Annotated in this window: 24 protein-coding genes; 22 read left to right on the forward strand and 2 right to left on the reverse strand. The window is 65.6% G+C overall.

Features of this window, described 5'->3' with window-relative positions; translation table 11 throughout:
* Window positions 1–139: 139 nt before the first annotated feature.
* Together mmsA and mmsB are read left to right on the forward strand one after the other, a co-directional pair.
* Window positions 140–1,717, forward strand: a complete 1,578-nt coding sequence (gene mmsA, locus AC0WRY_RS12505) for a multiple monosaccharide ABC transporter ATP-binding protein (RefSeq protein WP_491123169.1) — start codon at window positions 140–142, stop codon at window positions 1,715–1,717.
* A complete protein-coding gene (gene mmsB / locus AC0WRY_RS12510; RefSeq protein WP_194407266.1) occupies window positions 1,714–2,904 on the forward strand; it encodes a multiple monosaccharide ABC transporter permease in 1,191 nt (396 codons plus the stop codon). The genes mmsA and mmsB overlap by 4 nt, the downstream gene beginning before the upstream one ends.
* Window positions 2,905–2,981: 77 nt before the next feature.
* On the opposite strand, the gene AC0WRY_RS12515 is transcribed toward mmsB, so the two are convergent.
* Window positions 2,982–3,149 (reverse strand): hypothetical protein, encoded by a 168-nt coding sequence (locus tag AC0WRY_RS12515; protein WP_194407267.1) that lies wholly within the window; start codon window positions 3,147–3,149, stop codon window positions 2,982–2,984.
* A 173-nt stretch (window positions 3,150–3,322) separates the two neighbouring features.
* On the opposite strand from AC0WRY_RS12515, the gene AC0WRY_RS12520 reads away from it, so the two are divergent.
* From AC0WRY_RS12520 to AC0WRY_RS12590, 15 genes are all read left to right on the forward strand, one after another.
* Complete coding sequence (locus tag AC0WRY_RS12520) at window positions 3,323–3,901, forward strand: cytochrome c oxidase subunit 3 family protein (RefSeq protein ID WP_491123170.1); 579 nt, start codon at window positions 3,323–3,325, stop codon at window positions 3,899–3,901.
* Window positions 3,901–4,161: a cytochrome C oxidase subunit IV family protein gene (locus AC0WRY_RS12525; RefSeq protein ID WP_374762332.1), complete on the forward strand. Its 261-nt coding sequence runs from the start codon at window positions 3,901–3,903 to the stop codon at window positions 4,159–4,161. The genes AC0WRY_RS12520 and AC0WRY_RS12525 overlap by 1 nt, the downstream gene beginning before the upstream one ends.
* Window positions 4,162–4,273: 112 nt before the next feature.
* A complete protein-coding gene (locus AC0WRY_RS12530) occupies window positions 4,274–4,726 on the forward strand; it encodes a c-type cytochrome (RefSeq protein WP_100177802.1) in 453 nt (150 codons plus the stop codon).
* Between the two features lie 40 nt (window positions 4,727–4,766).
* Window positions 4,767–6,113, forward strand: a complete 1,347-nt coding sequence (locus tag AC0WRY_RS12535) for a cbb3-type cytochrome c oxidase subunit I (protein ID WP_194407270.1) — start codon at window positions 4,767–4,769, stop codon at window positions 6,111–6,113.
* Window positions 6,114–6,177: 64 nt separating this feature from the next.
* Entirely contained in the window at window positions 6,178–6,987 is an 810-nt protein-coding gene (locus AC0WRY_RS12540) for a CbbQ/NirQ/NorQ/GpvN family protein (RefSeq protein ID WP_194407271.1), read from the forward strand.
* A 10-nt stretch (window positions 6,988–6,997) separates the two neighbouring features.
* A complete protein-coding gene (locus AC0WRY_RS12545) occupies window positions 6,998–8,917 on the forward strand; it encodes a nitric oxide reductase activation protein NorD (RefSeq protein ID WP_194407272.1) in 1,920 nt (639 codons plus the stop codon).
* A gap of 72 nt (window positions 8,918–8,989) precedes the next feature.
* The gene (locus AC0WRY_RS12550; RefSeq protein ID WP_194407273.1) at window positions 8,990–9,652 is read left to right on the forward strand and encodes an HAD family hydrolase; all 663 of its coding nucleotides are present in this window, start codon (window positions 8,990–8,992) and stop codon (window positions 9,650–9,652) included.
* 7 nt (window positions 9,653–9,659) lie between these two features.
* Window positions 9,660–10,610, forward strand: coding sequence for a sugar-binding transcriptional regulator (locus AC0WRY_RS12555; RefSeq protein WP_194407274.1), 951 nt, complete (start codon window positions 9,660–9,662; stop codon window positions 10,608–10,610).
* A gap of 304 nt (window positions 10,611–10,914) precedes the next feature.
* Window positions 10,915–12,168: an ABC transporter substrate-binding protein gene (locus AC0WRY_RS12560; protein WP_246776500.1), complete on the forward strand. Its 1,254-nt coding sequence runs from the start codon at window positions 10,915–10,917 to the stop codon at window positions 12,166–12,168.
* 152 nt (window positions 12,169–12,320) lie between these two features.
* Window positions 12,321–13,193: a carbohydrate ABC transporter permease gene (locus AC0WRY_RS12565; RefSeq protein ID WP_063203477.1), complete on the forward strand. Its 873-nt coding sequence runs from the start codon at window positions 12,321–12,323 to the stop codon at window positions 13,191–13,193.
* Window positions 13,194–13,197: 4 nt separating this feature from the next.
* On the forward strand, window positions 13,198–14,028 hold the full coding sequence (locus AC0WRY_RS12570) for a carbohydrate ABC transporter permease (RefSeq protein WP_211417539.1): 831 nt from the start codon (window positions 13,198–13,200) through the stop codon (window positions 14,026–14,028).
* Between the two features lie 15 nt (window positions 14,029–14,043).
* Window positions 14,044–15,051: an ABC transporter ATP-binding protein gene (locus tag AC0WRY_RS12575; protein ID WP_491123171.1), complete on the forward strand. Its 1,008-nt coding sequence runs from the start codon at window positions 14,044–14,046 to the stop codon at window positions 15,049–15,051.
* Window positions 15,052–15,071: 20 nt separating this feature from the next.
* A complete protein-coding gene (locus tag AC0WRY_RS12580; protein ID WP_194407278.1) occupies window positions 15,072–15,845 on the forward strand; it encodes an SDR family NAD(P)-dependent oxidoreductase in 774 nt (257 codons plus the stop codon).
* Window positions 15,846–15,885: 40 nt separating this feature from the next.
* Complete coding sequence (locus tag AC0WRY_RS12585; RefSeq protein WP_491123172.1) at window positions 15,886–17,532, forward strand: FGGY-family carbohydrate kinase; 1,647 nt, start codon at window positions 15,886–15,888, stop codon at window positions 17,530–17,532.
* 5 nt (window positions 17,533–17,537) lie between these two features.
* Window positions 17,538–18,473 carry a carbohydrate kinase family protein gene (locus AC0WRY_RS12590; RefSeq protein WP_491123173.1) on the forward strand — a complete coding sequence of 312 codons (936 nt, stop codon included), beginning with the start codon at window positions 17,538–17,540 and terminating at the stop codon, window positions 18,471–18,473.
* A 6-nt stretch (window positions 18,474–18,479) separates the two neighbouring features.
* On the opposite strand, the gene AC0WRY_RS12595 is transcribed toward AC0WRY_RS12590, so the two are convergent.
* The gene (locus tag AC0WRY_RS12595) at window positions 18,480–19,367 is read right to left on the reverse strand and encodes a LysR family transcriptional regulator (RefSeq protein WP_483069635.1); all 888 of its coding nucleotides are present in this window, start codon (window positions 19,365–19,367) and stop codon (window positions 18,480–18,482) included.
* Window positions 19,368–19,489: 122 nt separating this feature from the next.
* Between AC0WRY_RS12595 and AC0WRY_RS12600 the strand changes: the two genes are divergently transcribed.
* From AC0WRY_RS12600 to AC0WRY_RS12620, 5 genes are all read left to right on the forward strand, one after another.
* Window positions 19,490–20,911, forward strand: coding sequence for an amidase (locus tag AC0WRY_RS12600; protein WP_491123467.1), 1,422 nt, complete (start codon window positions 19,490–19,492; stop codon window positions 20,909–20,911).
* 99 nt (window positions 20,912–21,010) lie between these two features.
* The gene (locus AC0WRY_RS12605; RefSeq protein ID WP_194407282.1) at window positions 21,011–21,961 is read left to right on the forward strand and encodes an ABC transporter permease; all 951 of its coding nucleotides are present in this window, start codon (window positions 21,011–21,013) and stop codon (window positions 21,959–21,961) included.
* Entirely contained in the window at window positions 21,958–22,845 is an 888-nt protein-coding gene (locus AC0WRY_RS12610) for an ABC transporter permease (protein WP_194407283.1), read from the forward strand. The genes AC0WRY_RS12605 and AC0WRY_RS12610 overlap by 4 nt, the downstream gene beginning before the upstream one ends.
* Window positions 22,846–22,847: 2 nt before the next feature.
* Window positions 22,848–23,861, forward strand: a complete 1,014-nt coding sequence (locus tag AC0WRY_RS12615) for an ABC transporter ATP-binding protein (protein WP_194407284.1) — start codon at window positions 22,848–22,850, stop codon at window positions 23,859–23,861.
* Window positions 23,858–24,862 (forward strand): ABC transporter ATP-binding protein, encoded by a 1,005-nt coding sequence (locus tag AC0WRY_RS12620; protein ID WP_212067043.1) that lies wholly within the window; start codon window positions 23,858–23,860, stop codon window positions 24,860–24,862. The genes AC0WRY_RS12615 and AC0WRY_RS12620 overlap by 4 nt, the downstream gene beginning before the upstream one ends.
* Window positions 24,863–24,868: the final 6 nt, after the last annotated feature.

A 24,868-nucleotide genomic window follows, 5' to 3' on the forward strand; every position in this document is an offset into this window, starting at 1 on the left:
GGGTGAGGGGGAGCCTCCACGGGGACGGTGGACATTGCTCCTGCGGAGACTCCCCCTCATCCGAAATCCGCGCGACGCGCGCATTTCGACCTCTCCCCGCAAGCGGGGAGAGGTGAGGTAACGGATGGGATATGACACGATGACCGCCATGCTGGAGATGCGCAACGTCAGCAAGAGCTTTGCCGGTGTGCAGGCGCTGCGCGACGTCAACTTCTCGGTTCACGCCGGGCAGATCCACGCGCTCGTCGGCGAGAACGGCGCCGGCAAGTCGACGCTGATGAAGGTGCTGAGCGGGGTCTATCCCGCCGGCAGTTACGAGGGCACCATCGTCTTCGACGGTGAGGAGCGGCGCTTTCGCGACATCAACGATTCCGAGGCGCTTGGCATCATCATCATTCATCAGGAGCTGGCGCTGATTCCGTTGATGTCGATCGCGGAAAACATCTTCCTGTCGCATCCGCCCTCGAAGCTGGGCGTGATCGACCGCGACGAGGTCTATCGGCGCACGCGCGCGCTTCTGGCGCAGGTCGGCCTGAAGGAATCCCCGGATACGCTGATCACCGATCTCGGCGTCGGCAAGCAGCAGCTGGTCGAGATCGCCAAGGCGCTGTCCAAGCGGGTGCGGATGCTCATTCTGGACGAGCCGACCGCCAGCCTCAACGAGGCCGATAGCGCCGCGCTGCTCGAACGACTGATGGTCTTCCGCGAGCAGGGCATCGGCTCGATCCTGATCTCGCACAAGCTCAACGAGGTCGCCAAGGTCGCCGACCACATCACCGTGCTGCGCGATGGCCGCACCGTCGACAGCATCGATTGCCGCAGCGAGCCGATCCAGGAAGACCGCATCATCCGCAGCATGGTCAATCGCGATATGGCGCACCGTTTCCCGGAGCGCAGCGCGAAGATCGGTGAACCCGTGCTCGACGTCGCGAACTGGTCGGTCTATCACCCGATCCATCCCGAGCGGCAGGTGATCAAGAACGTCAATTTCGGCGTCAGGCGCGGCGAGGTCGTCGGCATTGCCGGATTGATGGGCGCCGGGCGCACCGAGTTCGCCATGAGCCTGTTCGGCCGCTCCTGGGGCACTGCGATCAGCGGCTCTCTCCGGCTTGAGGGCAGAGAGATGGCATTGCCGAGCGTCGCGGCGGCGATCGACGCCGGACTTGCCTATGTCACGGAAGACCGCAAGCAGCTCGGGCTGATCCTGGCCGACGACGTTCGCAAGAATATCACGCTCGCAAGCCTTGACCAGGTCGCGCCTAAACGGGTGATCGACGACATCGCAGAGCTGAAGATCGCCAGCGATTATCGCACCCGCATGCGCATCCGTTGCTCCGACGTCTACCAGGAGACCGGCCAGCTCTCCGGCGGCAACCAGCAGAAGGTGGTGGTGTCGAAATGGCTGATGACCGACCCGAAAGTCCTGATCCTGGACGAGCCGACGCGGGGCATCGACGTCGGTGCCAAATACGAGATTTACTGTATCATCAACGAGCTGGCGGAAGCCGGCCGCGGTGTCGTGGTGATCTCCTCGGAGATGCCCGAACTGCTCGGCATCTGCGACCGCATTTGCGTCATGAATGACGGCGCCTTCGTCGGGGAGTTCGCAGGCGCCGAGGCGACGCAGGAAAAGATCATGCGCGCCATCATGCGCAACGAACGAAACATTGGGAACGCCGCGCGCGCGGCCGCGGAAATGGGAGGAATGCAGCCATGACCGACAAGACGGTATCGCTGCCCGAGGAGCGCCGGCACGGCAGCTTCATCAAGAACAATCTGCGCAACTACGGCATGTTGATGTCGCTGGTCGCGATCATGCTGTTCTTCCAGGTCATGACGGGCGGCACGCTGCTGCAGCCGCTCAACCTGACGAACCTCGTGCTGCAGAACAGCTACATCGTCATCATGGCGCTCGGCATGCTGCTGGTGATCGTCACCGGCCATATCGACCTCTCGGTCGGCTCGGTCGCCGGCTTCGTCGGCGCGGTCGCCGCCGTGCTGATGGTGACCTACAAGGTCGACTACACGCTCGCCTTTGTCGCCTGCCTGTTGCTGGGCGCGGCGATCGGCGCGGCGCAGGGTTATTGGGTGGCCTTTTTCGGCATTCCGTCCTTCATCGTGACGCTGGCGGGCATGCTGGTGTTCAAGGGGCTCGCGCTTGCGGTGCTGCAGGGCCAGTCCCTCGGCCCGTTCCCGGCGACCTTCCAGAAGCTGTCCTCCGGCTTCATTCCGGAGCTTCTGCCCGAAGCCGGCACGCTGCATCCGACCTCGATGCTGATCGGCGCCGTGCTTGCGCTCGGCCTCGTCTATGCCAGCGCCAAGGGCCGCTCGCGCGAGCAATCGCATGGCATCGAGGTCGAGCCTTATGCGTTCTTCCTGGGCAAGAGCGTCCTGCTCGCCTGCGCCGTGCTCTATTTCACCTATCTGATCGCCTCGCATCGCGGACTGCCGAACGTGCTGGTGATCATGACCGCGTTGATCGCGTTGTACGGCTTCGTCACCCGGCGCACCGTGATCGGGCGGCAGGTCTATGCGGTCGGCGGCAATGCGAAGGCGGCAAAACTGTCGGGCATCAAGACCGAGCGGCTGACCTTCCTCACCTTCGTCAACATGGGCGTGCTCGCCGCGCTCGCCGGCCTCGTCTTCGCCGCGCGCCTCAACACCGCGACCCCGAAGGCCGGGCTCGGCTTCGAGCTCGACGTCATCGCCGCCTGCTTCATCGGCGGGGCCTCGGCCTATGGCGGGGTAGGGCGCGTCGGCGGCGCCGTGGTCGGCGCCATGATCATGGGCGTGATGAACAACGGCATGTCGATCCTCGGCATCGGCATCGACTATCAGCAGGTCATCAAGGGCCTGGTGCTGCTCGGGGCGGTGTGTATCGACGTGTATAACCAGCGGCGGTAACGATGCCGTAGGGTGGGTTACACCGAGCGATTGCGCGTTGCGCAATCGTAGGGCTAATCCACCCTACGCCTCCGACACTACTGCAGCGGTGATTGCGTCGTGAACAGCACGGTCGCGATCGCGACGGAGAGGGTCACCGCCGAGACGGTCGCCACGGTCGACAGCACCCCCATGCGCCGGAGCGCGATGGCAAACACGATGATGATGGGGGTCGCGGTCAGCAGCCCGATTTGTGCATCGCTCATCGCATCGCTCACTGTTTTGCGGAACCGCTCTAAATATCCACCCTATGACGGCGGGGCGGCCGGAACGTTGCGATAGCGCAAACGCGCCCCTGGCCGGTTGCACTATTTGTCCGGCGACAAAGTCGGAATCGCGCCGGTGGACTATCTGTTCGGCGACTTGATTTGGAAATCAGATGTCGGCGACGGATTGCGAACAAGAGGGAACCGGTTGGGGAATCCTGGAAGATCTTCCCGGCGATCCCATGATCTGGGTGCTCATCTTCAGCGAGCTCGCCGCCTTCGGCTTGTTCCTCGGCGCTTTCGTCATCACCCGCGCGCTTCACCCGGCGCTCTTTGCCGCCGGACAGGCCACGCTCGACCCACATTTGGCGGGACTCAACACCATCGTGCTCGTGACCAGTGGCTGGGCCGCCGCGCGGGCAGCGGCTGCTGCACGGGCGGGGGAAAGAGGGCGCGCGCGCGGTTGGCTGCTCGGCGCCATGGCCCTTGGCGGCGTCTTTATCGCGGTCAAGCTGACCGAATATGCCGGCGAGATCGCGCAAGGAAACGGCCTGGAGACCAGCCCGTTCTTCACGCTCTACTTTCTCCTTACCGGCTTCCATCTCCTGCATGTCGGCCTCGGCATCGTCATCCTGGCCGTAGTCTTGCGGGGTGCCCGGCCGGCTGGCGTCGAGACCGGAACCGCTTTCTGGCACATGGTCGATCTGCTCTGGATCGTCATGTTTCCCATCATCTATCTGGTGCACCCGTGATTCCCGATCGTCTCGACATCGCCTGGATGACGTTGATCGGCCTAGCGCTCGCGACCCTTCTGGTTCCGACGCTGGTGTCGCGCCCCTTGTTCGCCAATGCTTTGCTGCTGACCTTCGCCGCCCTCAAGGGCCGCCGTATCGTGCTCGATTTCCTCGATCTTCGCTCGGCGCCGGCGCTTTGGCGCGGCCTCGTCAGCGCATGGGTTGTCATCGTGGTGCTGTTCGCCTGGCTCGCATCCGCCATCGTCGCCCTGATCTGACCGGCGGTTTGCGTATCGTCGCCATCGTTGCGCTTCGTCAAAGAGCGCTCCCTACCGATCGGCAATAAATAGCATCACAGATTTTCTCGACTCAAACCGGAAAGGATTGGCAATGGCTGAACGCCTAACCAAGTCGGCCGCGCGAAATGTGTTTTACGGCGGTTCGGCCTTTTTCTTCGCCATCTTCATAGGGCTGACGGCGCACAGCCATTACTACATGGCCACGACGTCCACGGACGCGACGACGCTGACCTCGTCGGTCGCTCGCGGCAAGCATGTCTGGGAGAAGAACTCCTGCATCAACTGCCACACGCTGCTGGGCGAGGGCGCCTATTTCGCCCCCGAGGTAGGCAATGTCTGGGATCGCTGGGGCGGCAAGGAGGATCCGGCCGCTGCACGCGAGACGCTGAAAGCCTGGATGCAGTCGCAGCCCTCGGGCGCAGAGGGGCGGCGGCAGATGCCGCAGTTCAACCTGACCGACCAGGAGCTCAATGATCTCGCTGACTTCCTGCAATGGGCCAGCACGATCAAGCGCCAGAGCTGGCCGCCGAACAAGGCCGGCTGAGCATGCTGCTTTCTTCTTCTTAAGACAGAGAGAACCCGAGATGAAATATCAAACCCAGAAAGTCGCGATGCTGTATTTCTACGGCGCGCTGACCTTGTTCCTGGCCCAGGTCCTGTTTGGCCTCCTTGCCGGAACGATCTACGTCCTGCCCAATACCCTGTCGGTCATCCTGCCGTTCAACATCGTCAGGATGATCCACACCAACGCGCTGATCGTATGGTCGCTGATCGGTTTCATGGGAGCGACCTACTACCTGCTTCCGGAAGAAACCGAGACCGAGCTCTACAGCCCGCTGCTGGCGAAGATCCAGTTCTGGATGTTCTTCGGCGCAGCCGGCGTCGCCGTGGTCGGCTATCTCTTCCACTATCACGAGGGCCGCGAGTTCCTCGAACAGCCCTTCATCATCAAGGTTGGCATCGTCGTCGTCTGCCTGATGTTCCTGTTCAACGTCACGATGACGGCGCTGAAGGGCCGCAAGACCACGATCACCAACATCCTGCTGTTCGGCCTGTGGGGCGTCGCGATCTTCTTCCTGTTCGCCTTCTACAACCCGGCGAACCTTGCCGTCGACAAGATGTACTGGTGGTACGTCGTCCATCTCTGGGTCGAGGGCGTCTGGGAGCTGATCATGGCCTCCGTGCTCGCCTATCTCATGATCAAGCTCAACGGCATCGATCGTGAGGTCGTCGAGAAGTGGCTCTACGTCATCATCGGCCTTGCCCTGTTCTCCGGCATCCTCGGCACCGGCCACCATTTCTACTGGATCGGCGCGCCCGGCTACTGGCAGTGGATCGGTTCGCTGTTCTCCACGCTCGAGGTTGCTCCGTTTTTCACCATGGTGATCTTCACGGTGCAGATGACCTGGAAGGCCGGCCGCAAGCATCCGAACCGCGCCGCGCTGTTGTGGTCGGTCGGCTGCTCGGTGATGGCGTTCCTCGGCGCCGGCGTGTGGGGCTTCCTGCACACGCTGTCGTCGGTGAACTACTACACCCACGGCACCCAGGTCACCGCCGCGCACGGCCATCTCGCCTTCTTCGGCGCCTATGTGATGCTGAACCTGTCGGTGATGGCCTACGCGATCCCGCAGCTCAAGGGACGGGCGCCCTATAACCAGTGGCTCTCCATGACCAGCTTCTGGATCATGTGCACGGCGATGATGACCATGACCTTCGCGCTGACCTTCGCCGGCGTGGTCCAGGTCCATCTGCAGCGCGTGCTCGGCCAGGGTTACATGGACGTGCAGGACCAGCTCGCGATGTTCTACTGGGTCCGGCTCGGCTCCGGTGTGTTCGTCGCGATCTCCGCGCTGATGTTCGTCTGGGCCGTGCTTGTGCCGGGCCGCGAGAAGCAGGCGGTCATCCCCGCCGCGCTGCAGCCGGCCGAGTAAACGAGAAAGGGCGGCCGCGGTTCGCGGCGGCCGCCAGCTTCCTTGGAAATTCCGGAGAGACATCATGAAAGCTGCCCTTCACACGGTCACCTCGGCGCCCGAATTGCCGGCCTATGTTCCGTCCGGAAAGGAATGCGAGCTGTTCGAGCATGCCTGGCGGCGGCGTCTGCCGGTTCTGCTCAAGGGGCCGACCGGCTGCGGCAAGACCCGCTTCGTCGCGCACATGGCGGCGCGGCTGGGACTGCCGCTTCACACCGTCGCCTGTCATGACGATCTGACCGCCGCCGATCTCACCGGCCGCTATCTGCTCAGGGGCGGCGACACCGTGTGGACCGATGGTCCGCTGACACGCGCCGTGCGCGAAGGCGGCATCTGCTATCTCGACGAGGTCGTTGAGGCCCGCAAGGACGTCACCGTCGTGCTGCATCCCCTGACCGACGATCGCCGTATCCTGCCGCTGGAGCGTACCGGCGAGGAGCTGGTGGCGCCGAACAGCTTCATGCTCGTCGTCTCCTACAATCCCGGCTACCAGACGCTGCTAAAGGCCCTGAAGCCCTCGACGCGCCAGCGCTTCGTCGCGATCGAATTCGATTTCCTCCCGCCAGAGCAGGAGATCGGCGTCGTGTCCGCCGAAAGCGGGCTGTCGCCGGAGCGCGTGCGGCCGCTGGTGGGGCTGGCTGGGCGGCTGCGCGCGCTCAAAGGCCACGATTTGGAGGAGGGCGTCTCGACCCGGCTCGTGGTCTATTGCGCGACCCTGATCGCCGCGGGCACGCCGATCGCCGATGCCGTGCTGGCGGGCATGATCGAGCCGCTCACCGACGATTCCGACGTGAAGGCGGCGCTGCTCGACGTCGCACGCGCCGTCATCGGGTGAGGCCGCGCCGATGCTCGACTTCCTCGAACTGGAGGAGACGGTCGGCCGCGCCTGGCACAGGATGGTCGGCGGCACCGCGAGCTATCCGGTTCACGACGATCACGCCGTCGCACTGACCGAGGTGAGGGGCCGGCTCGCGGTGATGTTCCGCGCGCTCGGCGGCGAGACCGGGGTGCAGATCGCAAGCGCAGGCGCGCGAAAATCGGGGCACCGTCTCGGCTGGCGGCAGCGTATCGGCCTCGGCGACGAGCGGCTCGAGCAGCCGGGCCGTGACGCCGCGACCATCTTTCTTCCCGATCGCATCTCGATTTTTCCCGACCGCGCGTTGAACGCGGCGCTCTATCGCTGGCTTGCGGCGTGGTTCGCGGCCGCGCCGATTGAAACGATCACCGAAGCCGATCCGCTGCGGCGCGATCTTCTGGTGTTGCGCCGGGCCAGCGAGACGGCGGTCTGGGTGCTCACGCAATTTCCCGGGCTTGTTGCCGACTATGCGCAGCTCGCCGCGGCAACTGCCGAGGCCCGGCCGCGTCGCCCCCTGCCGCGCATCGAGCAGGAGGTCGAGCAGATCGTGCTGGCCCTGCTCGGAACCGGCAAGGCGCCTTCGGGCAGACTGTGGCCGGCGATGATGGGGACGGGCCCGCTGCCGGACAAGGCGCCGCCGGGCTATCATTCGATCCTGCCGTGCCCGCTCTGGGGGGATTGCTGGACGCGCGAGCTCTCGCCCGCGCATGCCGGCGAGGACGAATGCGCACCGGGCGCGGAAGCGGCGGCCGAGAACGATCGCAAGCGCTTTGCCGTCCGCGAGCGTGAGGACAATGCCAACCGCCGCGATCCTTTCGTGCTCAATCGCTTCGAGAAGATCCTCGCGATGGCCGAGATGGTCAATGTCGACCGTCCGGCCGATGACAGCGAGGACGAGGATGCGCAGAAGGCCGCCGACGATCTCGAGGAGATCACGCTCAGCCGCCGCACCGGCAAGCCGGCGAGCCGGTTCAAGTTCGATCTCGACCTGCCGCCGGAAGCCCTCGACGCCTCGAAGCTGAATGCTGACCTCACTTATCCCGAATGGGACTACCGCAGCGGCTCCTATCTGCCCGATCATTGCCGCGTGCTCGCGGCTGCGGCCTCCGAGCAGGGCGAGAGCTGGACGCCTGACGACGCCACGCGCCGGCACATCCGCCAGGTGCGCCGCCGCTTCGAGGTGCTGCGGCCGCGCCACGAGCTGATGCGCGCCCAGGCCGACGGCCACGACCTCGATCTCGACGCGCTCGTGCGCGCGCAGTGCGACCTGCGCGCCGGCAGCGGCGGCAGCGGTCTCGATCGCATCCATGTCGCGATGCGCCCGCAAGGGCACGATCTCGCCGTCACGCTGCTCGTCGACGTCTCGCTGTCCACGGACGCCTGGGTCGACGGCTACCGCGTGCTCGACGTCGAGAAGGAGGCGCTGCTGGTGCTTGCCCACGGGCTTTCGGCCTGCGGCGATCACCACAGCATCCTGACCTTCACCTCGCGCCGGCGCTCCTGGGTGCGGCTCGAAACCGTGAAGGCCTTCGGCGAGCCGATGAGCGGGACGGTGGAACGCCGGATCGGCGCGCTGAAGCCCGGCTATTACACGCGGATCGGCACGGCCGTGCGCCATGCCGCGGCCGAGCTCGCCCGCCAGCCGCAGCGCAAGAAGCTGCTGATCGTGCTCACCGACGGCAAGCCGAACGACGTCGACCATTACGAAGGGCGCTTTGCGGTCGAGGACACTCGCAAGTCGGTGCAGGAGGCACGCCGGCTCGGCATCGCCGCCTTCGGCGTGACGGTGGACGCAACCGCGCAATCCTACTTCCCGACCCTGTTCGGCCGTGGCGGCTACGCGATCGTCGGCAACATCAAGCGGCTGCCTGCGGCGCTGCCGGCGATCTACCGGCAGGTCGCGCATTAAGGGGAAAGGCCGCGTCGTTCCGCTCCCGCGTGAGCTATTGCTCATATGTTGAGTATATGATCGTATAGCCGGATGGACCCCGGCCGGCCAAGACCCGATCTGATCATCTTCGATTGCGATGGCGTGCTCGTCGACAGTGAGCTGCTGAGCTGCCGGTGCCTGTCCGAGGTGCTGGCCGAGTTCGACATCGCGCTCAGCCCGCAGCAGGCGCTCGAACTCTTTCTCGGGCGCAGCACCAAGGCGATCGAGCAGCACTATCGTGATCTCGGGCAGATCGTGCCGGACGGCTTTCTGCCGCGCCTGAAGTCGCAAGTGCTGTCGACATTCGCAGCATCGCTGCAGCCGATCCCCGGCATTGCCGGCGTGATCTCCGAGCTCCCCGTGCCGTTTTGCGTGGCATCGTCCAGCGACCTCGATCGCGTTGCGCTCTCCCTCGATGTCACCGGCCTGCGGGCGCATTTCGGCGACCGGCTCTACACCGCGCAAATGGTCAGGCACGGCAAGCCGGCGCCGGATCTCTTTCTCCTCGCGGCGGAGAAGATGGCGGTGCAACCTGCGCGCACGCTGGTGATCGAAGACAGCGTCAGCGGCGTTGCGGCGGGCAAGGCGGCCGGCATGACCGTCTGGGGATTTGTCGGCGGCAGCCATTACCGCGGCCGTGACGGGCGGGCTATATTGTCCGGCGCGGGGGCCGACCGGGTCTTCGCGCGCATGAGCGATTTCTGGGAGGCGTGAGGCCCGCATGGCCGCCGAGAACGACAGATCGCGACTCGACGATGCCGCGCGTGCCGGCTGGCTCTATTTCATCGCCGGTCACACCCAGGACGAGATCGCAAAGATGCTCCAGGTCTCGCGCGCCTCGGCGCAGCGGCTGGTCTCGTTGTGCCTCGCCGAGCGCCTCATCACCTTTCGGCTGGAGCATCCCATCGCCGCCTGCATGGAACTCGCAGCGCGCCTCAGGGAGCGTTTCGACCTTGCCCATTGTGAGGTGGTGCCGGCCGATCCGGCGGCGCCGCAGGCCACCGCAGGCATCGCGGAGCGCTGCGCCAATCTGCTCGACGCGACGCTGCGGTCGGAGACGCCCGTGATCGTCGCGCTCGGCACCGGCCGTGCCGTGCGCGCCGCGGTCGAGCGCGTCACGCCGATCGACCGGCCCAATCACCAGATCGTCTCGCTGGTCGGCAACATCTCCGCCGACGGTTCGGCGAGCTTTTACGACACCGTCGGCCGGCTCGCGGACCGCACGGGCGCGCGGCACTATCCGATGCCGCTGCCGTTCCTGATGTCGTCCGAGGACGAGCGCAACAAGATGGTCCGCATCGAGCCGATCGCCAAGGTGAAGGCGGTGGCGGCCAAGGCGGATTTGCGCCTCGTCGGCATCGGCCAGATGGACCAGAAGGCGCAGGTTCACATCGACGGCTTCGTCACCCGCGACGAGTTGTTCGAGATGATGCGGCTGGGCGCCATCGGCGAGATCACCGGCTGGGCCTACGATTCCAAGGGCCGCCTGCTCAAGGCCGGCACCAACAAGCGCCTCACCAGCATTCCGCCGGAAGTGCCGGCGAAGACCACGACGATCGGTGCCGCGGTCGGGGCAGCCAAGGTGCCGGCCATCGCGGCGGCGCTGAACGGCGGCCTGGTCAACGGGCTCATCACCGACGAGACGACGGCGCGGGCGATCCTGGAGCGGTAGGCGAAGTTAGCGCGGCAGCGGCGCTGCGCTCCCTCTCCACGCAAGCAGGAGAGGGTGGAGCAAGCCGCGCGTTCGCCCGAGCCACTGCCGCCGCTCCGCGCTGCCACTCTCATCCCTGTCGCACCGCAGCACTCATAAGTTGAGCAAATGCGTGCGCGCCTGCTTGACAACCGTCGCCCTCTCGGTTGAACATACGCCCAACGCGTGGGCATATGCTCAAAACGCGAGTTGAGGGGAGGTCACCGTGAAACACGTCCTGGGCGCCGTCTGCGGCGCGTCTGCACTTTTGCTGGCCGTCCCCGCGATGGCCGAAACCACCCTGACGATCGCCACCGTCAACAATGGCGACATGATCCGCATGCAGGGGCTGACGGCCGAATTCACCAAGAAGAATCCAGACATCACGGTGAAGTGGGTGACTCTGGAGGAGAACGTGCTGCGCCAGCGCGTCACCACCGACATCGCCACCAAGGGCGGTCAGTTCGACGTGCTCACCATCGGCACCTATGAGGTGCCGATCTGGGCCAAGAAGGGCTGGCTGGTGCCGCTGGCCAATTTAGGGGCCGATTACGACGTGGCCGACCTCCTGCCCAAGATCAAGGACGCGGTCTCCGTCGACGGCAAGCTCTACGCCGCGCCGTTCTATGGCGAGAGCTCGATGGTGATGTATCGCACCGACCTGTTCGAGAAGGCCGGGCTGAAGATGCCGGAAAAGCCGACCTGGGATTTCGTGGTGGATGCCGCCAAGAAGCTCACCGACAAGAGCGCCGGCACCTACGGCATTTGCCTCCGCGGCAAGGCCGGCTGGGGCGAGAACATGGCGTTCCTCTCGGCCATGGCCAATTCCTACGGCGCGCGCTGGTTCGACGAGAAGTGGCAGCCGCAGTTCAACACGCCGGAATGGAAGACGACGCTGACGACCTACGTCAATCTGATGAAGGAAGCCGGTCCTCCCGGCGCGAGCTCCAACGGCTTCAACGAGAATCTGGCGCTGTTCAACGCCGGCAAGTGCGCGATGTGGATCGACGCCACGGTGGCGGCATCCTTCGTCACCAACCCGAAGGATTCCAAGGTCGCCGACAAGGTCGGTTTCGCGCTGGCGCCCAACACCGGCCTCGGCAAGAACGCCAACTGGCTGTGGGCCTGGAACCTCGCGATCCCCGCCGGCTCCAAGAAGACGGAAGCTGCCGAGAAGTTCATCGCCTGGGCAACCAGCAAGGACTACACCAAGCTCGTCGCATCGAAGGAGGGCTGGGCCAACGTGCCGCCGGGCACGCGCACCTCGCTCTACCAGAACCCCGATTATCTGAAGGTCGCCCCGTTCGCGAAGCTGACGCTGGCCTCGATCGACGCGGCCGATCCGAACAAGCCGACGGTGAAGCCGGTGCCTTACGTCGGGGTGCAATACGCCGCCATTCCCGAATTCCAGGGCATCGGCACCCAGGTCGGCCAGCAGTTCTCGGCCGCACTCGCCGGCTCGATGACGGTCGATGCCGCGCTGACCGCGGCGCAATCGGCGACCGAGCGCGAGATGAAGCGCGCCGGCTACATCAAGTGAACCCGGGCTCGACCTCCTGAGCTCAGACTTGCGGCCATCCGCCCATCCCCGGATGGATGGCCGCCTTCTTCCCGAGGTTTCATTTTGACGCGTTTTCTTCCCGCGAACCCGTCGCACCTCCGCGCGAAAACGCTCTGAAGGAGAAGTCAGGGATGGCAACCCGGCAGACGCAGTTCCTTGCGCGCTCGCTCCTGACGCCTGCGGTCGGGCTGCTCTTCATCTGGATGATCGTCCCGCTGGCGCTGACGATCTACTTCTCGACGCTGCATTACAGCCTGCTCGATCCCGGCTCCGAGTCGTTCGTGGGCCTGGAGAACTTCCGCTACTTCCTCACCGATCCCGCCTTCCTGGCCTCGCTTCAGAACACGCTGGTGCTGGTCGGCTCCGTGCTGGCCCTGACGATCCTGCTCGGCATCCCGCTCGCGCTGCTGATGGACCAGCCGGTGATCGGGCGCAATTTCGTGCGGCTGATGGTGATCGCGCCGTTCTTCGTGATGCCGACGGTCAGCGCGCTGGTCTGGAAGAATCTGTTGATGCATCCGGTGTCCGGGCTGTTCGCCTGGCTCGCCTCGCTTTTCGGATTGACGCCGATCGACTGGTTCAACGACGTGCCGCTCTTTGCGGTGATCCTGATCGTGACGTGGCAATGGCTGCCGTTCGCGACGCTGATCCTGCTCACCGCGCTGCAATCGCTCGACGAAGAGCAGAAGGAGGCTGCCGAGATGGACGGCGCCAGCGCGGTCTCGACCTTCATCTACATCACGCTGCCGCATCTGGCGCGCCCCATCACGGTGGTGATCCTGATCGAGACGATCTTCCTGCTCACGGTCTTTGCAGAGATCTATGTCACCACGGGCGGCGGCCCTGGCCTGTCCACCACCAACATCGCCTTCCTGATCTATTCGCAGGCGCTGATTCAATACGATGTCGGCACGGCCTCGGCGGGCGGCCTCGTCGCGGTCGTGATCGCGAACATCGTCGCCTTCTTCCTGGTCCGCATCGTCGGCCGCAATCTGGAGGCGTGAGATCGTGGCACGGAGGGCGACGACGCAGCAGGTGGTGGTCTCGACGATCGGGGCCTGGTTCTTCGGCTTCCTGATCTTCTTCCCGATCCTCTGGATGGTACTGGCGAGCTTCAAGACCGAGCTGGAAGCCTTTGCCATCCCGCCGTCCTTCCTGTTCTTCCACTGGACCACCGAGAATTACGCGACGGTGCAGGAGCGCAGCGACTACCTTCATCACGCGATGAACTCGATCATCATCGCCGGCGGCTCGACGCTCATCGCTCTCTTGATTGCCGTTCCCGCGGCCTGGTCGATGGCGTTCTCGCCGACCAAGCGCACCAAGGATATTCTGCTCTGGATGCTCTCGACCAAGATGATGCCGCCGGTCGGCGTGCTGGTGCCGATCTACCTGATCTACAAGTCCTTCGGTCTTTTGGATTCTCGCATCGGCCTCGTCTTCATCCTGTGCCTCGGAAACCTGCCGATCGTCATCTGGATGCTCTTCACCTATTTCAAGGAGATCCCGCGCGACATTCTTGAAGCCGCGCGCATGGACGGCGCCACCATCGGCCGTGAGCTGGTCTATGTGCTGACGCCGATGGCGATCCCGGGGCTGGCGTCCACGATGCTGTTGAACCTGATCCTCGCCTGGAACGAGGCGTTCTGGACGCTCAATTTGTCGACCTCGAACGCGGCGCCGCTCACTACCTTCATTGCCTCCTATTCCAGCCCGGAAGGGCTGTTCTGGGCAAAGCTGTCGGCTGCCTCGACGCTGGCGATCGCGCCCATTCTCGTCCTCGGTTGGTTCAGCCAGAAGCAGCTCGTGCGTGGGCTCACCTTCGGCGCGGTGAAGTAGAGGGGCTGCGGGATCATGGGTCAGATCACACTTCAAGGCGTGCAGAAATCGTTCGGCCCCGTGCACATCATCAAGGGCGCTGACTTGGACATCGCCGACGGCTCCTTCGTGGTGTTCGTCGGTCCGTCCGGCTGCGGCAAGACCACCTTGCTGCGGCTGATCGCCGGGCTCGAGGACGTCACCGGCGGCAACATCCTGATCGACGGCAGGAACGTCGTCGACACGCCGCCCGCCAAGCGCGGACTGTCGATGGTGTTTCAGTCCTACGCGCTCTATCCGCATATGAGCGTGCGCGGCAATATCGGCTTCGGCCTGAAGATGGCTGGGCTGGCGAAAGACGAGATCAACCGCAAGGTCGAGGCCGCCGCCGCGACACTGAATCTCACACCCTATCTCGATCGCAAGCCGCGCGAGCTTTCCGGTGGCCAGCGCCAGCGCGTTGCGATCGGCCGGGCCATCGTGCGCGAGCCCAAGGCGTTCCTGTTCGACGAGCCGCTGTCCAACCTCGATGCCGCGCTGCGCGTGCAGATGCGCATCGAGGTGACGCGGCTGCAGAAGCAGCTCGGCACCACCGCGATCTACGTCACCCACGACCAGGTCGAGGCCATGACGATGGCCGATAAGATTGTCGTGCTCAACGGCGGCAAGATCGAGCAATATGGCTCGCCCCTGGAGCTCTACGAGCGGCCCGCCAATCTTTTCGTCGCCGGCTTCATCGGCTCACCCAAGATGAATTTCGTCACCGGCGAGCTCGCCCAGCAGCAGGGGGCGGCGACCATCGGCGTGCGGCCGGAGCATCTCAAGATCGAGCGCGACCGTACGGGCGGCTGGCAGGGCACGATCGCGGTCGCCGAGCATCTCGGCAGCGACACCTTTCTCTATGTCGATGCCGGCGCGCTCGGCATGCTGACGGCGCGCTATATCGGGGAATTGAGCCTGCACGCCGGCGACTGCGTCTCACTGGTGCCGGACCCCGCCCGCATTCACCGCTTCGATGCGAGCGGCAACGCGCTTCGGAACTGACAAGAAACGGAAAGACGACCATGTACCTGGAAAAATTCAAGCTGAACGGCAAGACCGCGTTCATCACCGGCGGCGGGCAGGGCATCGGCCTTGGCTGCGCGGAAGCGCTGGCTGAAGCGGGCGCCAGGGTGATCATCGGCGACCGCGACAGCAGGATCGCCGACAGTGCCAAGGCCAGCCTGAAGGCGAAGGGCTTTGACATCGAGACCGCGATCATGGACGTGACCGACACCAAGCGCGTGGCGGAGGTCGCCAACGACCTCGTCGCCCGCCACGGCAAGGTCGACATTCTCGTCAACAATGCCGGCATTGCCCGCAGCGAAACTCCGGCCGAAACCGTCACCGATGAGCACTGGCTCAACGTCATCGACGTCAATCTCAACGGCACCTTCTGGTGCTGCCGCGAATTCGGCAAGCACATGCTGAAGGCGAAGAGTGGCGCCATCGTCAATGTCGGCTCGATGTCCGGCTTCATCGTCAACAAGCCGCAGGAGCAGTGCTTCTACAACGCCTCCAAGGCTGCGGTTCATCACCTGACCAAATCGCTGGCCGCCGAATGGGGCGCGCGCGGCATCCGCGTCAATGCGGTGGCGCCGACCTATATCGAAACGCCGCTCAACGCCTTCGTGAAGAGCAACGCCAAGATGTATGACGCCTGGATCGGTGGAACTCCGATGGCGCGGATGGGACAGGTCGAGGAGATCGCCTCCGTCGTGCTGTTCCTCTCCTCGGAGGCCGCAAGCCTGATGACCGGCAGCATCGTGCTGGTGGATGGCGGTTACACTTGCTGGTAGGCTCACCGTCAAAACTGACGGAAAGCGACCGGGAGCGACAATGCTGCGAGCGTATATCGGCGTCGACGTGGGGACCACCAGCACGCGGGCCGGGGTGTTTGACGAGTCTGGAACACTGCTTGCAACCGCCCGGCATCCAATCCGGATCTGGCACGAGCCCGGCGACGTTGTCGAGCAGTCCTCGCAGGACATCTGGGAAGCCTGCGTCAGATCGGTGCGGGCCGCGATGGCCGAAGCGTCGATCGCGCCTGACAGCATCGGCGGCATCGGCTTTGACGCCACGTGTTCGCTGGTTGTCCTCGATAGACAGGGCGAGCCGCTCACCGTCAGCGCATCCGGCGAGGCCGAGCGCAATGTCATCGTCTGGATGGATCATCGTGCCGTTGCCGAGGCGCGGCTGATCAACGAGACCGAGGATGCTGTGCTGCGCTATGTCGGCGGCTCGATCTCGCCAGAAATGGAAATGCCGAAGCTGCTATGGCTGAAGCGGCACCTTCGTGGGAGCTTCGACGCCGCCGGCCACTTCTTCGATCTCGCGGATTATCTGACCTGGCGCGCGACCGGCTCGCTGCAGCGCTCGACCTGCACCGTGACCTGCAAGTGGAACTATCTCGCCCATGACGGCGGGGGCTGGAGCGCGCAATTCTTCAAGCGCATCGGCCTGTCGGACTTCGTCACCGAGAAATACGCCCGCATCGGCACCGAGATCGTCGCCCCCGGCACGCGGCTTGGCTCCGGACTCACCCGCACGGCCGCGGCCGAACTCGGCCTGCCAGCGGGCATACCGGTCGGCGCCTCGCTGATCGACGCCCATGCCGGGGGCATCGGCGCGATCGGCGGCCGCGACGGCGCGGGCGGGGCCAGCGATGCCTGCGACCGGCTCGCCTATATCATGGGAACGTCGGCCTGCATCATGGCGACGACGAAAGAACCGTGTTTCGTGCCGGGGGTGTGGGGACCTTATTACTCCGGCATGGTCCCGGACTTCTGGCTCAACGAGGGCGGCCAGTCTGCAGCGGGTGCGGCGATCGACCATCTCCTCAAGTCGCATCCCGGCCATGCCGAGGCCAGCGCCGCTGCGCGCGGTGAGGGTCTCGACCTCATCGACTTCCTCGAGCGCCGCATCATCGTGCGTACCGGCAGCGCCAGCCATGCTGCGCTGCTTGCCCGCGATATCCATGTGCTTCCCGAGTTCATCGGCAACCGCTCGCCCTACGCCGATCCCGACACGCGCGCGGTGATCGCGGGCCTCGATCTCGATACCGACATCGCCTCGATGGAGCGGCTGTTCGTCGCCGGCCTGTGCGGACTCGCCTATGGCCTCGCCGAGGTGATCGAAGCCTTTGCCGCGCATGGCGTGCGCTCCAGCATCATGATCATGGGCGGCGGCGCCAGCCGCAGTCCGCTGGTACGGCAGATCATGGCCGACACGACAGGGCTTACCGTCGCGCTGCCGCAGACGAAGGAGCCGGTGCTGCTTGGTGCTGCGATGCTGGGGGCGGTGGCCGGAGGAGCCTACGCCTCGATCGGCGAGACCATGGCCAGGATGTCGGCGCTGGGCCGCAAGAGCGAGCCGACCGCGCCCGACATGGCGGCGTTCCACAGGCGCAAGCGCGAGGTCTACAAGCTGCTGCGCGAGCTCGACCGCGGCAGCCGAGCGGCGATGGGCGACATCGCGAGAGGTTGAAAGACATGCTGATTGCTTGCGGCGACGCGCTGATCGATTTCGTGCCGACGCGAAACGCCGAGGGGCGCGAGGCGGTGATGCCGGCGGTCGGTGGTTCCTGCCTCAACGTCGCGATCGGGATGGCGCGGCTGGGCGCGCCGGCCGGCTTCGTCGGCGGCATCTCGACAGACTTGTTCGGGCGGATGATCGCAGATCATGCCGCGGCCTCGCATGTGGACCTCAGCTTCGCCACTCGGAGCGATCATCAGACCACGCTCGCTTTCGTCCGCATTGTCGCGGGCGAGTCGCATTACGCCTTCTACGATGCCGAGACCGCGACACGAAACTGGACCTATCGGCGTGGCTCCATTCCGTTCGACACGGTCGAGGCCGTCCATGTCGGCTCAACCACGCTCGTCAACGACCGGGGCGCAGCCGAGACCGAGGCGCTGATCGCGGATGCGCGCACGTCCTCGACGATCTCCTTCGATCCGAACTGCCGCCCCAATCTGGTCAAGGACAAGCCGGCCTATCTCGCGCGCATGGGCGAATTTGCGGGGAGGGCCGATCTCATCAAGATGTCGGACGTCGACTTCGCCTATCTCCATGGCGACGAGCCTTATCCGCAGCGCGCCCGCATGCTGCTCGGGCAGGGCACCAGTCTCGTCGTCATCACCCGCGGCAATCATGGCGCGATCGCGTGGCACGCGGGGGCAGGGCAGATCGAGGTCGCCGCGCCCAAGGTCGAGGTTGCTGACACGATCGGCGCGGGCGACAGCTTTCAGGCGGCACTGCTCTTTGCCCTGCACAAGCAGGGACGCATTGCCCGGCAAGCATTGAAGGACATCAGTGCCGACGAGCTCCGTCGCGCCCTGTCCTTTGCCGCCAATTGCGCCGGCCTCACCTGCACGCGCCCGGGCGCCGATCCGCCCTGGAGCCATGAGATCAATTGGCGCTGGTAGCCCGCCTCACATCCGCGCGACGGCCTTCTCGGCGCATTTGAGAAACCTGGAGATCAGCGGGCTCTGGGAATCCCGTCGCCAGCACACCGCGATGTCGATGGAATCGGCGGCATCGCGCAGCGGCCTGAACACGATGCCGCTTGGCGCGCCGAGCTTGGCGCAGGCCGGCACGATCGCAAAACCTTCGCCGGCGAGCACCAGGCTCAGCGCCGAATGCACCGTCTCCACCCGGCTCGCAATCGGCATCACGATCTGATGCCGGCGCAGCAGGGCCGCGACTGCGGAAGAGGCGGGATCCTGCTCCGGCGGCGGCAATGCGATCAGCGGGCGGCCCTGCAACCGTTCCATCGGCACGGTGCCGAGCCGCGCCAGCGGCGAGCGGATCGGCATGGCCAGCATGAAGGGCTGGGCACCGATCCGAGCCACCTGGATTTCGGGATGGTTGATGGCCGGCATGCACAGCGCAACCGTGACGCTGCGATCGAGCAGCCGGGCCTCGCGCGTCGATGCGCTGAGCTCGGCAAACTCGAGGTCGACACCGGGCACCGAGCGCCGCAGCTCGGGGATCAGCCGCGGCAGCATCGCATTCGCCAGCACGAACATGTAGCCGACCGAGAGCCGCCCGCGCTTGCCGGCGGCGACCGCGCGCGCGGCTTCGGCGCCGTCGGCGGCCAGCGCCAGCGCCTCGCTCGCGCGCGACAGCAGCGCCTGGCCCGCCTCGGTCAGGTCCATGCCGCGGGTGCCGCGGCGGAACAGCGGCGCGCCGATCTCGGCCTCGAGCTTGCGGATCTGCACCGAGAGCGGAGGCTGCGCCATCCGCAGCCGCTCGGCGGCCTTGCCGATGCTGCGCGCCTCGGCGACGGCGACGAAATAGCGGAGCCGGCGAAGATCCATTGGCATACCGAAAACGTATGGGTTGGCGACCAAAATCGTATTGGACGGCCAGTTAACAGAACTGTCATTCTCGCTGTCAATGCTTTGGCCAACGAGGGCCAGCTTCGGAGCGTGGTGTGACGATGAACGGCGATCCCTGTCTCCTGTCTGCAACCGAGCTGCGCGGCCTCATCGCCGCCAAACGCATTTCTCCGGTCGAGATCACCCGCGCCGTGCTCGCCCGCGCCGAGGCGCTGCAGGGCGAATTGAACTGCTTCATCACGATCTGCGGCGACGAGGCGATGGCGCAGGCCCGCGCGGCCGAGCGCAAGGTGATGACCGGCGAGGAGCTCGGCCTGCTGCACGGCATCCCCGTCACGGTCAAGGACATCGTCAACACCAGGGGCGTCAAGACCACCTTCGGCGCCGTTCCCTACAAGGACAATGTGCCGACCGAGGACGCCGTGGCGGTGGCGCGGCTGCGCCGCGAAGGTGCGATCCTGATCGGCAAGACCACGACGCCGGAATTCGGCAGCAAGTGCCTGACGGATTCGCCGCTGTTCGGCCGGACCCGCAACGCGTGGGACGCCTGCCGCTCCTCCGGCGGCTCCAGCGGCGGCGCGGCGGTGGCGGTCGCCAGCGGCATCGCGCCGCTTGCGATTGCGACCGATGGCGGCGGCTCGACGCGGATTCCCGCCGCCTGCAATGCCGTGGTGGGTTTGAAGCAGAGCAACGGAGTGATCCCGCACAGCCAGGCGCTGGATGTTTTCGGCAACCAGACCTATGTCACGCCGACCACCCGCACTGTTGCCGACACCGCATTGATGATGCAGGCAATGGCCGGAGAGGATGCCTGCGATCCCTGGTCGATCGGCGTGCCCGTGCCTGACTTCATCGGCACGAGCGCGGCGGGCGGTGACCTGCGCGGGCTCAGGATCATGTGCTGCCTGACGCCGCCGGGCCGTCCAGTGTCCGCTGAGGTCGCCGCCAATTTTAGGGCGAGCCTCGATCGGCTGGCGGGGTTAGGGGCGGAGCTCGAGGAATTCTCCGGCGAGGATTTCGACATCGAGCCGATCTGGCGTGCCATCAACCACACGGTCTGGCGCACGCGCTTTGCCAAGCTCGCTGCCGAGCACAAGGACGAGCTGAGCGAGGCCTTCCTGAAGCAGCTCGCGCTCGCGACCGAGGTCAGCGGCGTCGACTACCAGGAGGCGATGTTCGCGCGTACCGCGCTGTTCCGCCGTGTGCAATCGCTGCTTGCGCGCGGGCATCTGCTGGCGATGCCCACCCTGACGCGGACCGCACTTCCGATCAGCCAGGACCTGTTCGGCAGCATCGAGATCGATGGCCGGCATTTCGACAGCGTCCGGCCACACTGGTTCCCCTGGACCATGCCGTTCAACATGACCGGCCATCCCGCGATCAGCCTGCCCTCAGGCTTTGCCCGCGACGGCTTGCCGATCGGCCTTCAACTGGTCGGCCGCTTCCGGGCCGACGCGGAATTGCTGCGCGTGAGCGCGCTGTTCGAGGCCTCGAGCGGCCTTCTGTCGCGCTGGCCGGAGTGACGACATGCCCACGCAGCAAAAGGGCCGTTGTCAAAGGACTTGCCTCCGGCGGCCGGACATGTTGATCGTGCCGCAAGTGAGCTTCGAGCCCGAGCGCGCATGAGCGTATTTGTCCTCCGACGTCTGGTGACCTTGCTGGCGACGCTGGTCGGCGCCTCGCTGATCATCTTCCTGGTGCTCGACGCGCTTCCCGGCAATGCCGCGCAGATGCTGATGGGCGCGGATGCCTCGCCGGATGCGGTCCGCGCGCTCACCGTCAAGCTCGGGCTCGACCAGCCCCTGGCGGTTCGCTATCTGCAGTGGATCAAGGGCCTTTTCATCGGCGATCTCGGCAACTCCTATGTCTACGGCACGCCGGTTGCGAGCCTGATCGCTGAGCGGCTGCTGCTGACCGTTCCGCTCGCCATCATGGCCATGACGATCACGGTGACGCTGGCGCTCTCGGCCGGCATCTACACCGCTGCCAACCACAACAAGCTCGGCGACGTCGGCGTGATGTCGTTGACGCAAATCGGCATCGCGCTGCCGAATTTCTGGTTTGCGATCCTGCTGGTCCTCTTGTTCTCGGTGCGGCTGCAATGGCTCTCGGCGGGCGGCTTTGCCGGCTGGGAGGACGGCATCTGGCTCGGTATCAAGTCGCTGCTGCTCCCCGCCGTCTCGCTGGCGGTGGTGCAGGCGGCGATCCTCGCGCGCGTCACGCGTTCCGCCGTGCTGGAAGTGCTGCGGGAGGATTTCGTTCGGACTGCGCGCGCCAAAGGGCTCGGCAAGCGCGAAGTGCTGTGGAGCCACGTGCTGCGCAACGCCATGATCCCCGTGATGACGGTGATGGGGCTGCAATTCGCCAATCTGCTGGCCGGCACCATCGTGATCGAGAACGTGTTCTACCTGCCGGGCCTCGGCCGCCTGATCTTCCAGTCGATCGCCAACCGCGACCTGATCGTGGTGCGCAACTGCGTGATGCTGCTCGCGACCATGGTCGTCATCGTCAATTTCGTGGTCGACGTGCTCTATGCCTTCATCGACCCCCGCATCAAGGTTCACGACCTGTGAGCGAGCCCCTGATCATCGATGCACCGCTAGCGACGCGCCCGCTGCCGGCGCGGACGTTCTGGCGACGCGCGCTGCGCCATCGCAGCTTCGTGCTCGGCGGCGCGCTGAGCCTTCTGGTGCTTCTCTCCGCGTTGCTGTCGCTGGTGTGGACGCCGTGGTCGCCTTACGAGATCGATATCGCCTCGAAGCTGCGGCCGCCGTCGGCAGCGCATTGGCTCGGCACCGATTCCTTCGGCCGCGACATCGTCTCGCTGCTGCTCGCCGGCGCCCGCTCCACCATCATGGTCGGGATCATCGCCGTCAGCATCGGTCTCACTTTCGGCGTCACGCTCGGCCTGATCGCTTCGGCGCGGCGCGGCTGGACCGAAGAGGTCATCATGCGGTTCTCCGATTTCACCTTCGCCTTTCCGGCCGTTCTGTCCGCGATCATGCTCGCCGCGGTGGTGGGGCCGGGCATGGTCACCTCGATCGTCGCGATCGGCATCTTCCAGATCCCGACGTTGACCCGGCTGACGCGCGGCTCGGCCAACGCGATCTGGGCGCGCGAATTCGTGCTGGCCGCGCGTGCGGCTGGGAAGGGGAAATTCCGCATCACGGTCGAGCACGTGCTGCCGAACATCCTGTCGATCCTGATCGTGCAGGTCACCATTCAGTTCGCGCTCGCCATTCTCGCCGAAGCGGCGCTGTCCTATCTCGGCCTCGGCACGCAGCCACCGCAGCCGTCCTGGGGGCGGATGCTGAACGATGCACAGACGCTGCTGTTCCAGTCGCCGATGCTCGCGGTCTATCCGGGCGCTGCCATCGCCATCGCGGTGCTCGGCCTCAATCTGCTCGGCGACGGCTTGCGCGATCTGCTTGATCCCAGACTGGCGCGGGAGCGATGACGATGGTTGAGCGCTCCGATATGCCGCTGATCGAGGTCGACAATCTCGGCGTCCGCCTCAACACCAGCCGCGGGCCGGCGCAGGCCGTGCGCGGTGTCAGTTTCTCGCTCAAGCGCGGCGAGACGCTCGGGCTGGTCGGCGAGTCCGGTTGCGGCAAGTCCGTCACCGCGATGTCGCTCATGGGGCTGCTGCCTGATAGCGCCGTGGTCTCGGGCAGCATCAGGCTCGACGGCAACGAGCTCGCCGGGCTGCCGGATGCGGATTATTGCCGCCTGCGCGGCAACCGCATCAGCATGATCTTCCAGGAGCCGATGACCGCGCTCAATCCGATGCACACGATCGGGCATCAGGTTGCCGAGCCGCTGCGACGTCACAAGAAGCATTCGGCGGCACAGGCACGCCAGGAAGCCATTGCCTTGCTCGATCGCGTCGGATTGCCCGATCCGGCGAGGCGGGTCGATGCCTATCCGCATCAGTTTTCCGGTGGCCAGCGTCAGCGCATCACCATCGCGATGGCGCTCGCCTGCGAGCCGGATCTCTTGATCGCGGACGAGCCGACCACCGCGCTCGACGTCACTATCCAGGGCCAGATCCTCGACCTCATTGCCGACCTCGTCGAGGAACGCGGCATGTCGATGATCCTGATCTCGCACGATCTCGGCGTCATCGCCGAGAACGTGCAGCGCATGATGGTGATGTACGGCGGCACCGTCGTCGAGAGCGGACCGACCGACGAAGTCTTCCGCCGCATGGGCCATCCCTATACGCAAGGCCTGTTCCGCGCCCGGCCGAAGCTCGGCGCGCGCAAGGGGACGCGGCTGATGACGATCTCGGGCACCGTGCCGGAGCTGGCTGATTTGCCGGCTGGGTGCACCTTCTCCGCGCGATGTCCGCTGGTAATCGATGCGTGCCGCGCCGCGCTGCCGCCGATGGTGGAGGTGGGACCTCGCCATGGCGTGCGCTGCGTCCGAACTGACGTCTCGATGGCAGAACGTGTTGGAGCGCTGACCGCATGACCGCCGCACCGCTTCTCGACGTGAGGGATCTCGAGCAGCGCTACGCACTGCCGCGGGAGAGCCTGTTTCGTCCGCCGGGGCAGGTCCGTGCTCTCAATGGCGTGAGCATGCAGGTTGCCGCGGGCAAGAGCCTCGGCGTCGTCGGCGAATCCGGGTCGGGCAAGTCGACCTTCGCGCGGCTGGTGATGGCGCTGGAGCGGCCGACGTCGGGGCAGGTCGCGCTGCTCGGGCGCGATCTCAACCGCATTCCCGCGGATGAGCTGCGCCGCGCCCGGCGCGATTTCCAGATGGTGTTCCAGGATCCCTACGGCTCGCTCGACCCGCGCCAGACCATCGCGCGCATCGTGGCCGAGCCCTTGACCGTGCTGGAAGGCGCCGATCGCACCACCTTCCGCGACCGCGTCGCCGCCGTGCTGCGCCAGGTCGGCTTGCGCGATGCGGACATGGAGAAATATCCGCACGAATTCTCCGGCGGCCAGCGCCAGCGCATCGCCATCGCGCGCGCGCTGATCACCCAGCCCAAGCTGATCGTCGCCGACGAGCCGGTCTCCGCGCTCGACGTCTCGGTGCAGGCCCAAGTGCTGAACCTGATGCAGGATCTGCAGGAGCAGTTCGGCCTGAGCTACATCCTGATCAGCCATGACCTCGCCGTCGTCGACTATCTCTGCGACGAGGTCGCGGTGATGTATCTCGGCCGCATCGTCGAGCAGGGCCGCCCCGAAGACCTGTTCGAGCATTGCGCCCATCCCTATACGCGGGCGCTGCTGGAGGCCGTGCCGCGGGCGCGTGCCGTCGGCGGCCGGCGGCGGCGCGGCGGCCAGGCGATCGCCTCGCAATCGGCGGCGACGGCCGGATGCCCCTATGTCGCGCGCTGCCCGCTCGCCGAGCAGCATTGCCGAGAAGCCTTGCCTGCGTTACGCAAGGTCGGCGAGGGGCACCTTGCCGCCTGCCACAGGGCGGAGGCCGTGATGGCGTTGCCGCGGACGGCCATGGAAGGTTAGCGTCCC

The sequence above is a fragment of the Bradyrhizobium sp. T-12 genome (assembly GCF_058314695.1).